This window comes from Chondromyces apiculatus DSM 436, from assembly GCF_000601485.1.
GTDB lineage: Bacteria > Myxococcota_A > Polyangia > Polyangiales > Polyangiaceae > Chondromyces > Chondromyces apiculatus.
This window is the reverse complement of record NZ_ASRX01000013.1, coordinates 203,146-215,973: the sequence shown is the minus strand read 5'-3', so window position 1 is coordinate 215,973 and position 12,828 is coordinate 203,146. Positions and strand designations below refer to the sequence as shown.

At 71.3% G+C, this 12,828-nt stretch carries 14 protein-coding genes; 5 read left to right on the top strand and 9 right to left on the bottom strand.

Annotated elements, in window-relative coordinates:
* From CAP_RS09830 to CAP_RS55685, 4 genes are all read right to left on the bottom strand, one after another.
* A partial coding sequence (locus CAP_RS09830) for a hypothetical protein (protein ID WP_044238932.1) occupies positions 1–2,212 on the bottom strand: 2,212 nt, incomplete at its 3' end.
* Between the two features lie 230 nt (positions 2,213–2,442).
* Positions 2,443–3,333 (bottom strand): aldo/keto reductase, encoded by an 891-nt coding sequence (locus CAP_RS09825; protein ID WP_044239037.1) that lies wholly within the window; start codon positions 3,331–3,333, stop codon positions 2,443–2,445.
* 203 nt (positions 3,334–3,536) lie between these two features.
* Positions 3,537–4,532 carry a hypothetical protein gene (locus CAP_RS09820; protein ID WP_044238931.1) on the bottom strand — a complete coding sequence of 332 codons (996 nt, stop codon included), beginning with the start codon at positions 4,530–4,532 and terminating at the stop codon, positions 3,537–3,539.
* 91 nt (positions 4,533–4,623) lie between these two features.
* Complete coding sequence (locus CAP_RS55685) at positions 4,624–4,836, bottom strand: winged helix-turn-helix domain-containing protein (RefSeq protein WP_370865972.1); 213 nt, start codon at positions 4,834–4,836, stop codon at positions 4,624–4,626.
* Between the two features lie 728 nt (positions 4,837–5,564).
* On the opposite strand from CAP_RS55685, the gene CAP_RS09810 reads away from it, so the two are divergent.
* Positions 5,565–6,326, top strand: a complete 762-nt coding sequence (locus CAP_RS09810) for a tyrosine-type recombinase/integrase (RefSeq protein WP_197041098.1) — start codon at positions 5,565–5,567, stop codon at positions 6,324–6,326.
* 17 nt (positions 6,327–6,343) lie between these two features.
* On the opposite strand, the gene CAP_RS09805 is transcribed toward CAP_RS09810, so the two are convergent.
* The 5 genes from CAP_RS09805 to CAP_RS09785 form a co-directional block, all read right to left on the bottom strand.
* Positions 6,344–6,655 carry a hypothetical protein gene (locus tag CAP_RS09805; RefSeq protein ID WP_044238926.1) on the bottom strand — a complete coding sequence of 104 codons (312 nt, stop codon included), beginning with the start codon at positions 6,653–6,655 and terminating at the stop codon, positions 6,344–6,346.
* A gap of 74 nt (positions 6,656–6,729) precedes the next feature.
* A complete protein-coding gene (locus CAP_RS09800; RefSeq protein ID WP_044238924.1) occupies positions 6,730–6,978 on the bottom strand; it encodes a hypothetical protein in 249 nt (82 codons plus the stop codon).
* Positions 6,968–7,819 carry a hypothetical protein gene (locus CAP_RS09795; RefSeq protein ID WP_044238921.1) on the bottom strand — a complete coding sequence of 284 codons (852 nt, stop codon included), beginning with the start codon at positions 7,817–7,819 and terminating at the stop codon, positions 6,968–6,970. The genes CAP_RS09800 and CAP_RS09795 overlap by 11 nt, the downstream gene beginning before the upstream one ends.
* Positions 7,816–8,112, bottom strand: a complete 297-nt coding sequence (locus CAP_RS09790; protein WP_044238919.1) for a helix-turn-helix domain-containing protein — start codon at positions 8,110–8,112, stop codon at positions 7,816–7,818. The genes CAP_RS09795 and CAP_RS09790 overlap by 4 nt, the downstream gene beginning before the upstream one ends.
* 89 nt (positions 8,113–8,201) lie before the next feature.
* Complete coding sequence (locus CAP_RS09785; RefSeq protein WP_044238917.1) at positions 8,202–8,828, bottom strand: hypothetical protein; 627 nt, start codon at positions 8,826–8,828, stop codon at positions 8,202–8,204.
* A gap of 284 nt (positions 8,829–9,112) precedes the next feature.
* Between CAP_RS09785 and CAP_RS09780 the strand changes: the two genes are divergently transcribed.
* From CAP_RS09780 to CAP_RS09765, 4 genes are read left to right on the top strand one after another with little or no spacing between them, the layout of a single operon-like run.
* Positions 9,113–9,499, top strand: a complete 387-nt coding sequence (locus CAP_RS09780; protein WP_044238914.1) for a hypothetical protein — start codon at positions 9,113–9,115, stop codon at positions 9,497–9,499.
* Between the two features lie 50 nt (positions 9,500–9,549).
* The gene (locus tag CAP_RS09775) at positions 9,550–10,608 is read left to right on the top strand and encodes a hypothetical protein (protein ID WP_044238912.1); all 1,059 of its coding nucleotides are present in this window, start codon (positions 9,550–9,552) and stop codon (positions 10,606–10,608) included.
* A gap of 41 nt (positions 10,609–10,649) precedes the next feature.
* Complete coding sequence (locus CAP_RS09770; RefSeq protein ID WP_044238910.1) at positions 10,650–11,204, top strand: hypothetical protein; 555 nt, start codon at positions 10,650–10,652, stop codon at positions 11,202–11,204.
* Positions 11,205–11,226: 22 nt separating this feature from the next.
* Complete coding sequence (locus CAP_RS09765; RefSeq protein ID WP_156040653.1) at positions 11,227–12,690, top strand: hypothetical protein; 1,464 nt, start codon at positions 11,227–11,229, stop codon at positions 12,688–12,690.
* The last annotated feature ends 138 nt before the right edge of the window (positions 12,691–12,828 follow it).

Sequence of the window (12,828 nt, the reverse complement as noted above, 5' to 3'; positions counted from 1 at the left end):
TCGACGTCACCTCTTCCACCGAGAGGATCCGCACTTCTGGCGAGCTTGCGCGCAGCTCCACCTCCGGGAACACCGGCCGCATCGACGACGACCCGGGCCGCCGCACCTCCGGCGGCGCGACCGACTCCCGCGTGATCGGCCCCGACGACACCGGCGCGTACTCCTCGTGCACCGGCGGAAGCTCCATGTGCAGCGGCGGCGGCGGCGTGCTCTTCACCACCACCGACGCCTTGCGCGCCGCCCGCGGCGCATACGCCCCCGTCGGTGCCTTCATCGTCGCCGGCACGGCCTCTGGCCGCCCTTCCACGTCGAGCACCACGTGCGTCGCATCCACGCCATCCGCGTCCCCGGCGTCCCCCGCGTCCCCGGCGTCCCCCGCGTCCCCCGCGTCCCCGGCGTCCCCGGCGTCCCCCGCGTCCACCGCGTCCACCGCGCCATCCGCGTCCCCCGCGCGCGCCGCGTCCACCGAGCGTGCCGCCGAGCGCGCCGCGAGGGCCTCGCCCTCTTCCAGCGCGGCCACCACGCGCCGCGTGGACTGCGCCGAGTCGAGCTTCTCCCTGCCCACCCCCGGCACGACCGCCGCCCGCGACGTGGGCCGCGTCGCATCGACCCTCTCCCGCAGGCTCCCCACCTTCGCCGAAGACTTCCTCTCCGCACCCGGCGGCGCCTTCACGTCCCCCTTCGGCCCGCCCTTCGTCGAGCCCAGCGCCGTGATCGTCGACGTCGATGTCGACGCCGACGTCGGCGCCACGCCCTGCGCTACCACCGCGGACGCCACGCCCCCCAGCTCGAGCTTTGGCCTGGACCTCGGGGGCACTGACGCACTGCCCACCCCGGCGATCCTCGACCCTGACTTCACTGCCTTCGCGACCGACGCGACCGACGCGACCGGCGCGACCGGCGCGACCGGCGCGACCGACGCCGCCGCCGACGCTGGCGCGCCTTTGCCCTTCGTCCCCACCGGCGCGGACCCTGCAGACGCCACCGCCGGAGCCTTCCCCGCGGCCGCTTCCTTCGCCTGCGACGTCGACGAGACCGGCGCCGCCCCCGCGCTCTTCGCCTCCGGCTCCTCCGGTGCGGCCACGGCGCCCTCCGCCTCGGCGTCTGCCGTCATGGCGCCCGCCGTCTTCTCGTCCGCGAACGCCAGCGCCGCTCCATCGAACCGCCGCGTCGCCACGCTCACCTTCGCGAGCGCCTCCATCAGCTCCGCCCGCGAGCAAGGCCGCGTGGGCTCCTCGTCTGCCGAGCGTGGCCGCCGCAGCGTCGGCGGTCCATCCATGTGCACCCGCGGGAAGGCCCCCAGGATCTCCCGCGCGATCGACTCCTCGTCGTCCGGCACGTCCTCGAACCGCATCACCATCACGTCGCGCGGCAGCCCCGAGGGCTTCTTCGACGTCAACTCGACCACCAGGTCTCCCGACGCCTCCATGGTCCCATCGCACACCACCGCCGCCCACCGGACGTTGGAGCGCAGGAGCACCGACGCGATCCGCGCCGCCACCTGCGCCACGGCCGCGAACGGATCTTCCTCATCGTGGACGATGACGATCCGCCCCCGCGCCTGGTCCGGATTTGCAGTCCAGACCGGCCCTGGGGCCCCCGTCGACGGCGTGGGGATGTCCGTGAAGCTCTCCAGATACCGCCGCACCAGCGCTGGCGCCTGCAGCGGCGTGTGCGTCATGCACCGCGCGTAGGCCCGGTAGAAGGGCCGCGCCCCCCGCGAGCGCTCCCACGCCGACAGCGCCCCCGACCCTGCCACGTCGCTGCGCGGCTCTCCCGCCGCGTACCCCGCCACGTGGCTGTAGAGCGCCAGGGCCGACGACACCAGCGCCGCCGGGGTGAACTGCCGATCCACCGAGCAGATCGCGTGCGCGAACGCCGGCTCCTTGCCCCCCGGCGCCTCGATCATCCCGCTCACCCGCGTCCCGAAGATCAGCGCCACCGCGCCTTGCCCCGGCTCCCGCACGGCGTCGTCCCGTGACAGGTTCCCGATCGCGAACGCGAACCTGCTCCCTGACCTCGGCTCCAGCGACGCCATCAGCCGGGACAGGCGCGATACCCGCGTCCGGCTCAGATCCCCGCGCGAATCGGGCGCGCAGATGAAGTCGCGCCGGTGCCCGGGCACATCGCCATACAGCGCGTGCACCCACCCCGCGCCCTCGGGCGTCACATACTGCAGCGGTTCATACACCGCGACCTTGCTGGCGAGCATGTCTCCTCCGACCCGGACTGCCCCGTCTCCGCCTTCGGTCCCGGTGCAGCCTCCCCCCCCAGGGGTCCAAAAATCGGGCCGTCATCGGCCGCGCACCACCGTGCAAGGTCGGCGCGGCCTCGCCAGCCCACCGCCACTGTGATGACGCAGCCCCCGGCGGCGCTCGCTCGGATCGTACCGAAATCTTCCTTTGTCAGTGCGTGTCCCGAACGTGGATCCGGCGTGCCGAATCACACCTGCCCCGCCCAATCTCGATCTTCCTCCCTGAACCGGTGCCGCAGCGCCTCCATGTGATCCTGCGCGAGCGGCCCCTCCTCCACGATCTGCACATTGTGCAAAAGGCGCTCAAGGCTCGCTGTCCCCACCAGGCACGCGCTCACCCCGGGCTGGAACACCGCGAACCTCAGTGCGAGCGCATCCCACGCGAGCCCCCGCCTCTCGGGCGCCATCGCCCGCAGCCGCTCCCAGTACACCTCCGCGTAGTCCCCTGTGGGCCGCCCCTCGAACCGCCACGCCGCATTCGCCAGCGCACGCTTGCCGATCACCCCGAGCCCAGCCGCCGCCGCCGCGGGCACCACCCCATCCAGCACCCGCTGATCACACAGGTTCACCGACATCTGCACCGCCCCGAAGCGCCCCGACCCCACCGCCCACCGGAGCGCCTCTCCCTCCCCCGAGTACGCACCCACCCGCACCTTCCCCGCCTTCACCGCACCTTCCAGCGCCTCGATGACGTCCGAGTGCCACAGCGTCTCTGCCGGACACGAGTGGAAGTGGAACACATCCAGGTGATCGGTCCTCATGCGCCGCAGCGCCGCCTCGATCCCCGCGGTGATCACCGCCCCCGTCCAGTCCTGGACCCCGGGCACCCCGTACCCCCCCTTCGTCGACAGCACCACCCGCTGCCGCCTCCCCCCGAGATACCGCCCGATCCTCTCCTCCGCGAGCCCGTAGCTCGGCGCCGTATCGAGGAGCATCACCCCCGCATCCACCGCCCCGTGCAGCAGCCTCTCCGCCTCCGCCTCGGAGACCTCCTGCCCCCCGAGCCTCCCCGTCCCCAGCCCCAGCGGACTGACCGAGAACCCAGCACGACCGAACGCCCGCGGAGCAAAGTGAGCCATCGCCGCCATCGTCCGGGGAGACTACTCCGGCCCGCCGCGAGGTCGCTGACGATGTGAAGGTGACCGCGTCGCGGACTGCGTCGAGGATCGCGTCGAGGGCGCGCGCCCCGGTGCTGGCAGTGCCGGGGCGGCGAGGAGATGCAGGGGAGGGGAGCGCGCCGAGGGGAGGGGAGCGCGCCGAAGAGGCTCGAATCGAGGGGAGATCAGCCCGCCGGAGCCGCAGCCGGCGCTTCTTCCGCAGCGACGACGTCCGGCTTCACCGGGGCCTGCGCGGACGGCATCGCGGCAGCGTCTTGCCCGTCCCGTCCCGCCCCCCGCGCGCGCTTCCTCGACGTCTTCTCCGGCGTCGTCCCCGGCGCCTTGTCAGGCTGCGTGGGCGTGTCCGCCGCGCGCCGCTTCCCCGGCCGCAGCACCGACAGCCGCAGCACCGCCACCGTGGGATCCGTCTTCCGCGCGTCGCGCATCGCGCCCGTGAGCGCCCGCAGCTCGTGCAGGATGCGCCCATCGAGCACGTTCATGAGGTCGTACTGCGAGCGCACCGAACCGAACGCGTTCACCGCCCGCTCCCGCGACGCCAGCACCTGCCGCGCGTGCGCCCGCAGCCCCAGCAGGAGATCTGGCGTCGCCCCCGCGTCCGCCACCACCTCCTCCGGCACCACCGCCATCAGCGTCTCCAGCTCCAGCGCCAGCGTCTCCAGCGAGCGCGCCCGCGTATCCGGCCGCTCCACCTCCTCGCGGAGCTTCTTCACCCGGGCCTGCTGCTCCGCCGAGCGCCCCGACAGGTTCTTGAAGGCCCGCAGCCCTGCCCGCCGCAGCTCCCGCGAGTCGCGCAGCTCCGCGCCCCGCGCCGCGCCGGCGCCCGCCGCGTCCACCATCGTGACATCGAGCGCCGCCACCTGGACCGCGAGCGCCCGCGTCGTCTCCAGCAGGTACCGCAGCCGCAGCACCCCGTACCCGTGGAGCCGCGACGCCAGCACGAGCGGGAGCGCCCTGTTGCACGCATCGAGGCAGTCCTCGATCACCGCGGCCGACCCCACGTCGGCCCCGAGATTCCGCGCCTGATGCTCCTCGATGCGCGCGTCGAAGTACGCGCGCGCCTCCTCCGTGACCGTGGGCTCCTCCGGCAAGCGGAGCAGCACCTCGTCGACCCGCGTCGGGTAAGCCGCAAACGCGAGTGCCGGGGCATTGATATCGACCATGAGACATTCCTCCGGAAGCAACGTCGGTCGTCCATCGACCGCGCAACCTCCCTTTAGGAACCCCGCGCGCCCCGCGCCATAACAGCCTCTTTCACGCTCTTTCCCCGCTTCTGCGCCCGGCGATGGTCCTCTGAGATGCCTCCGTCCACGTCACAACGTTCGCGACGGAGCCACGCCGGCGCATGATGATCAGCCCTGCGTCCCGGAGCTCGCGGAGCGCACGCCCCGCTGTGCTCGCACTCAGGCCGCAGCGCTTCCCGAGCTGAGCGTTGGTGATCTCGCACTTCCCGTCCGCCGGGGTCATCAGCACGAGGTCAAAGGCCACGGCGCGAGCGAGACCGACCAGGCCAGCATGCCGGACGTTGTGCATCGCTGCGAAAGGCAAAAACCTGTTCTGCAACGGAATGGGACGCGCGGTCGTATCCTGTCCGAGCCCAGCGTGGTCTTCGCTTGCCTCGGACGCCCCGTCCGCGGTATCGTTCACTTCACCAGACACAGCACTACCTCCTCAGCCCCTCCGACACGCGCCGCTCAAAGCCACGTCGGGGGGGCTGCTCTTTTTGTCGCCCAGACATCGATAGGGCTACCGCGTCGCGGTGTGGCTGCGCAAGTGCGCGCGCGCGTCTCTCGCACGAGATGTAAAGCTCCGTATAAGGAGCGATCTTCTGTGGGGGCGAAGAGAAAATCTTCAGAGACCATCTGTTGCTCCCACGAGGCGATCAGTGTTTGACGTGGGGCAGGCGATGTGGGGGGCAGCCGTTGTCAGATCGCGTGCGCTCCCAGACGCCGGATCTATCGACGCTGCAGGCCTGTTTTCTGCGGAGATCCGAGATGTCAACACCGTCGATGCCAGACGTCGCCACCCCCACAGGAGCCGAGACGCCCAGCGCCGAGCTCGCGCCGCTGCGGCCTGCGTCGCTTGACCCAGCGACCGCCTACCTTCTCACGCTGCAGAGCGGGGGGTCGCGCAAGACACAGCGGTCAGCGCTGCGCGTCGTAGCCCGATTGTTCGGCCACAAGGATGAGAAGTCCATGCCCTGGGGCAGGCTGCGAGCGGTCCACACGGGACCGGTCCCCGCGCTGCTCGCTGAGCGATACACACCAGCCACGGCGAACCGCTACCTCGCGGCCCTTCGCGGCGTCCTCGCCCAGGCGCGGCGTCACGGTCAGATGACCTACGAGGAGTACGAGGATGCGACCGACTTCAAGCCTGTGCGCGGCGAGAGGTCAAAGCCTGGCAGGAAGCTCACTGGTGAGGAACTGCGGCGAATGTTCGCGTCGGCGCGCGGCGACGTGCGACGCCGCCGCGGGGCGCGGGATGCTGCAGTGCTGGCGCTGCTGAGCGGCGGCGGGCTGCGCCGCGCGGAGGTGGCAGGCCTCGAACTCGGCGGCTTCGACGGCGTGGCGGTCCAGGTGCTCGGCAAGGGCAACAAGCAGCGGCTGGTCCCGCTGCCGGACGGTGCGTTGCGAGCAGTTGAGGATTGGCTCGCGGTACGAGGCCGTCACCCTGGGCCGCTGGTGACCCATCTTCGAAACCAGAGGCGGGGGCTGTGTGCAGAGACCATCAACGATGTCGTGCAGGGGCTCGCGGAGCGCGCTGGCGTCCGGAAGCTGACCTCCCACGACGGCCGCCGGACGTACATCACCGACCTGCTGCTCGCCGGCGCCCCGGTTCGAGACGTCCAGGCCCTGGTCGGCCACGCGAGCCTGGAGCAGACGGAGAAATACCTGCGCGACAACCAGCGGGAGCAGGCGAAGGCGAGGACGGTCAAGCTCCTCGCCGTTCCGTACTAGATCCTCTGCGCGACGCCCTACGACGCGGGGGGCCAGACCAGAGACATGGCCTGCTCGGGGATGCCGATGAGGCGGAACAGCTCTTTCACCTCCTGGCTCGCGGCATGCGGATCGCGCTTCACGGCGGCGGCGCCGTACGTCGTCACCAGCATCCCCTCCACCGTCAGCGATTCCACCAGCTCGAGCGTTTCAACAGGGGGGATGGCGTGTGCTTCCATGTGGGAGTCCGCCAGTCTCTTCGCGGCTTCTGCGGTTGCACCCTCCTGGATCGCGTTGAGGATGATGGTGAAGTAGAGGGGAGCGATGCAGTCCAGGTCGGCGAGTTTCATTGTCGGACGCTACGACGCGCAGGCGCTGGTGACGACGCGCAACACGAAGGCCACCGAGCGCAACCGGCGCGCCCTCATCGCCGGCGAGGCCTGAAAACTGCCGTCCACACCTGGACCGAGCCCAGGACGAACACCAGCGACACCAGTGGTCCTGCCAGCTCCGTCACGAACGCCATCAGCGCGGCGCAGGAGGAGACGACGATGGAGAGCACCGCGAGCTGCACGGTGCGAAGCTTCTCCTGCTTCGTCGCCTCCCCGGCGGGAATGGCGTGCTCGAGCCTCGCCACTTTGACGGCGACCTCCTCTTCATCGTCAGCGTTCATTGTCGTCTCCGGGCTGTGGTGCTGGTGGCGTTTTGCCGTGTGGCCCCGATTCCTGTTTTGCGCCCTCATCTGAGGCGACGGTGGGCCAGCGGCTCACGTAGGAGACGGTGAAGCTCTCAGGCCGGACGCTTACGGACCCGACGTGGCAGGCGCCGTAGGTCACCCCCTCCGTGTGATCGACGAGCGAGAACGACTGCAGGAGGTAGCCCTGGGAGTAGGGGGCGAGCGAGGTGCGTCCGAGCGCCTCGGCGACCTCGTCGACACCGCCGGAGATCCGCAGGTACGTCGCCGAATGCAGCAACACCTGGCGAGGGGCGAGGAGGTGTGCGCGCCCTCCGACGACGGCCGAGAAGCGGTGAGCATCGTCCACTGGCGGCAGGGCGGCCAGGCTGCAGCGGCTGCACTTCAACCGCGGCTCGTACACACCGACGATCCACCCTCGGCCTTTGCACACCCCGCATGCCCTGCCATCGTACGCGTGGAGGACTCGCCGCACGCCGTCATGAAGCTCCCGCTCCCGCGGACTCTCGGCGTGGTCGAGAAGCTGCCGCAGCAGGGTGATCAACACGGCGGCCGCGCGCTCGGCGCTCTCCAGCGACGACTCGCGCAACTCGTCCGACCAGCGCACCCGTGCGAGCGAGTCATGCAGGGCGAAGAGCTGGTCAGCCGTCACGACGTCGCCGGCGACGAGCACGAGCTCCTGGTCGTCCCCGTCGCGGCCTGCGCACAGCTCCAGGCGCGTCACGCGCCGACCCTCGCCGTGGGTGACCCGCTGCCAGATGCCGCGGCGCCCGTCCGGAACCACCACGGGCTCGAACCCCTCCTGGAGGTGCCTGGTCACGCCGCGGCCGAGGCGACGAGCTGACCGGCGATCTCCAGGCGAGACAGCGCGCGGATCACGGCGAGCGGCTCGCCGTTGCAGGCGCGGAGAGCCGAGAGGATGACCTCCGGCCCGTGGGTCGCCCCGACGCTGTCCAGCATCGTGAGCACCGCGAGGCTCAAGCCCGACGGGGCGACTTTCGCGTTCTCCCACAGGTTGACGGTCGACACCGAGAAGCCGAGCAGCATTCCGAACTGGAGCTGGGTGAGCCCGAGGTGCTGTCGATTGGCGGCGATGCTGGTGCTTGCGTTCATGGCTTGCACATTCGCTCGCCAGGGGCGTCGAAGTCATTCCGCAACATCGACGACCGCGGCCGCAACACGAGCGGCGTTGCGAGCGACCGTCACGCATGGAGCGTGGCTGGGCGCCGACACCCAACAGCAGCACCCCCAGCCTGTGCCGCCGGCGCGAGCACGCACGATGCGCCGCCGCCGCTGGAGACCCGGCGCGGGGGGATGCAGGCAGCGGCGCGGCGCCGTGGCCGAGCGTGGCGGGAGTAGCGCACGGGCTGGGTCTGCGCCGTCTCGATCAGGATGAGCTGGGCACTCTCGAGGTCTTGAGGGTCGCGGCCCTGGGCTTTGGCCCAGAGGTCGCGCAGGCACCGGAGCATGTCCCACGTCACTCGCCCCCCCTTGGCCTCGAGGTCGCGGAGCCGCTGGCGCACCGCCTCACCGCAGACCTCGAAGCACTCCCGCAGGCTCAGGGCCTGCCGTCCGTGGTCGGTCCCGCATTCACACCCTCGGGGGAAGATGTCGAGCAGCTCGCTGCGGGGCATCGCCGCGAGCGCCGCGGCGCGCGAGGTGATGGGGCCGGAGAGGAGCAGGGTGAGCTCCTCGGCGGTCCCACCGAAGACGGCCGGTAGACAGTGAGGGCGCGAGGCGCAGACCACGAACCGCTCGTCGGCCAAGGTCAGGCAGTACTTCACACCTTCGAGGGACGGGTCTTGAGCGAGGAGGGTACGCACGCGCATCCCCACAGCCTACGAGACCGTGTCCGGCGGCTTCCAGGGGTGCGGTAGGGGGCAGCCGTGTTGCGCTTCCGGGCCCCTCCTGGTTGTGCACAACCAAGGTGCCCTGAACGCCCAACCGCGGCCGTCCGGTGTTGCAGGTCGATGACCGCGAACCGGTCCGGCATGGTCTCGGCATGGCAAGCACGACGACGGCCGCTCTGGCGCGGACCAAGACAGGGGCAGCGAATGTGATCCGCAAGGTCGCATCTCCATTCCGATCCCCCCTTTCGAGGGTGGGGCGGGGTGTGGCGACGGCGGGCGCGAGGGTGGGCGAGGCGATCAGGGGCGACGCAAAGCGCCTGCTGGCGCAGCGCGGCAAGGACGCCGCGGCGACGTTCGGCGTGGCCGCAGCCCGCGAGAGCGCCGCCGGGGCGAAGGTGGCCGCCAAGCTCGGCATCGAGCTCGACGTCCTCCTGGCGGGCCTCGCAGGCGCGGCGCTCTTCGTGGCGCGCGGCAAGCGGGTGCGCGGGGCGGCTGAGCACCTCTGCGTGGGCTCCCTCCACGCGGTCGCGGCGCGGATGGGCACGGCCCTCCCGGCGAAGATCGAAGCGGCGACTGCGGCCGTCGCCCCCCAGCGTCTCGCGGGCGCCGACGGCGGTGCGGACGTCGAGGAACCCGGCGAGGCCGGCTGAGCCAACAACAGGTCCCTGGCGTCACGCCAGCCCGAAAGGAAACACGGAACATGTCTCAGCATCTCAACATGCACTCCTCCGGCGGGAGGGACGCGGCCGCCATGCTCGGCGCCGCGCAGGTGGAGCTCGGCCAGGCGCGGGCGAACCTCGCCAAGGCCGAGAAGGAGCGCGACCGCGCGGTCGGGGGTGGGCGGGCCATCCTCGGCGCAGCGAAGGCCATGGGGGAGTACGCCGGCGCCATCACGGCCGCGCTGGGGGCCACGACCGCGGCGGGCCCGCGGAGGTTCTCGCAACGCGTGGTCACCCCGCAGGCGCTGGCGAAGGTCCGGGCCGCGGCGCAGCAGAGGATGCCGCAGCAGATCCCGGCGCAGCTCCAGCCGCTTTGGGAGGCGCTCCAGGCGAACAACGCGGCCGTGCAGACCGCGATGGACGCAGCCATCCAGCAGCGGGTGATCCTCAACTCCGAGCGGGCCCGCAAGCCCACCACCGCCGCGGGCGTGCTGCTCCAGATCCCCGCCGGTGGCGAGGCGACGGTCACCTTCCAGACGCCCTACGACGGAGAACCGTGGGTGATCACGGCGATGCACGCCTCCGGCGGTGGCGTGTTCGCCACGACCCCGTGCGTGCTGACGGCGGTCACGGTGGCCGGCATCAACCACTGCGCCAACTCGGGGGTTAAGTCCGTGGAAGGCGCGGGCGTGACGTCGGTGCCCAATGTGTGGACGCTCGACATCTTCTCGGCCACCGCGACGCGGCCCGCCGCGAAGCCCGAGCTCTCCCTGACTCCGTGGGCGCTCCTCAAGGGTTCGGCCCTGGCCCCCTCGGCGACGGTGGTCTTCAAGATCCTGAACCCCGGGAGCGTTACCCAGACGGTCATCCTCAAGCCCATGATCCAGGCCTCTCCCTGCGGTGGGCTCATCCGCAAGGAACACGCCCCGCAGATCCTGCCTCCCTCGGTGGGCTACCAGCTGTCGCGGCGGATCACCTCCGCCAAGCGACTGCTCGGCGGGTGGGACGAGGCGGACGTGACCACCGCGCTGCGGAAGTACGTCGCCGGTTCGGCCGGCCTCGACCTCGGCGAGATCGACGACTTCGACCTCGACTACTGAGGCCTGACTGGCCCTCTCACGCCTGCACGACGGAGGAGGCGATGCCGCTTCTCGACATCGAAACGGATCTCGACGGCTGCGTCGCCTCTCTCTGCGGGCTGGCTTTGACCAACCAGGTGGACGCCTCGAAGGACGAGGCGATCCGAAGGGCCCTGACGCGCCTGGTGGCGCAGCACGGCTACGGCGCCCCGGCGGGGTCCGAGGTGGTGCGCTGTCGGCGTGGAGACGTCGGGTGCAAAGGCGTGCTCTACGAGCTCGACCAGGGCCCCGACCGTTGGTCGAACTGGCGTGCAGCGCTTGCCCGCGCCGCGGGCGGCGTGATCGTCGTCGACTGTGAGGACCTGAGCGCCGCGGGCGTGGCGGGTGAATACATCCTGGCCGCGCAAGGCGGCTACGAGATCGAGTGCGAGCTGCGGATCACGCAGCCCGAACCCGGGGCGATCGCGCACGCGTACTACGCGACGCGAAGGCCACGAGACCGTGAATGGCGAATCGTCGATCTGAGCGTCGCAACCGGAATGGCCGACCCCGGATCCCATTGGTACGAGCGAGGCCAGACAAGCCGAATACCCGTGCCACAACTGATTTTGACGTGACGTACGAGAAAGGTGTGGAGCAATGGCAGCGACATTGGGAGCGACGTTTGGTGAGCTTGCCGTCAAGGCCTTGCTCGGAGGCGCCGCGGCGGAAGGGGGGCGGCGCGTCGTGCGTGCGATCTTCGACACCACGCCGCCGCAGGGACAGGTTGCCCTCGGTGCATCGGCGACGCCGCAGAGCGTGACCAGGGGCATCGCCAACGGCTTCCTCGATGTGTTCAGGCCCCGGAAAGAGCCTGCGCAGCGAGCTGCCGCCCCCACCGTGTTCGTGGTGTCCGCGCCGGCGGCGGCCGCGCCGCCGCCCCCCTCCTCGAGTGAGCCGCGGGGTGGGCGCCGCAACGCTCCCCCAGACGACGACGATTACGAGTACGTGCGGGTGCGGAAGACCGCGGCGCCGCCCCCCCCCGCCCCGCCCTCGGAGCAGGCCCAGCAGCAGCCGCTGCGGGTGAAGCTTGAGTGCCGCCAGGTCGAGCCGGGCCTCGCCGGCGTCCAGGATGTCGCGGCGCAGGTGCGCCACCTCGAGGCCGCTGTCGCCCGGACGAGCATGGCCACGCCCAACACCGGCTGCGCCACGGGGTGCAAGTGCGGCGGCGGTGGCGGCGGGTGCGCGTGCGGCGGCGGGAAGGAGCTCGGCAACGCTCATCTGGTGGCGCGGACGGCGAACAAGGCGAAGCGCCAGGCCGCCACGGCCAAGGCGAGCAAGGCGGCGGCGCACCGCGCAGACAAGGCTGAAACCGCGGTGCGGGAGCTGCAGCAGAAGATCTCCGACCGCGACGCGAAGGAAGCGGCGGACAAGCGTCTGCAGGCCACCAGGCTTGCCCTGTCGCGCAAGGCGAAGGCGAGCGACGAGAAGTCCGCCGCGGAGATCGCGGCACGCGACGCCGCGATCGCGGAACTCGAGACGAAGGTGAAGGAAAACGAGCTGTTCGCGCGACAGGTGGCTACGCAGTCGTCCGACCGCTTCGCCCTGGCCCTGGAGCAGATCGCCCAGCAGCGCGGGGGCACCCCTTCCGCGGTCCAGTACGCGGTGCCGCCGGCAAACCCTGCCCTGTGGGGGCAGTACGGCATGACCCAGCCGCCGTGGGCCGCGCTCGCAACCAACGTGGGGCCGTGGACGCAGGGCACCTACCCCGTCCCCGCCTACGGGTTCGACCCGTACGCTGCCCAGTACGCCCCTCAGGGGCCCGCCTACGGGTTCGAGCCCTACGGCGCGCAGTACCCCGGGCAGGGGTTCGACCCGACCCTGTCGATGCCCTACGCCCCCATCGACCAGGCGTCGGAGCTGGACACCCTTGATGCCCTCGCCGCGTCGATGCTCGCCGGGGCTGAGCAGGACCATGACCCCTTCGGGGCCGGCAGCGGCCTCGGGGAGGCCGAGGGCGGCCTTGGCGAGGCCTACGAGGACGTCGACCCCTTCGGGGCCGGCAGCGGCCTCGGGGAGGCCCTCGACCCTCTCGACGACGGCGCCGGCTGCGGGTGCGGCTGATGTCGCGCCCCGCCCGCGTCGGCTGGATCATCGGTCCGTCGGAGTCGGAGGTTTCGCGGCGCGGGGCGCTTCGCGATGCGTGGGCGCGGGCTGCGGATGTTGCGCGGAGGTTGCGCCTTGCGACGGCCAGCGACAACG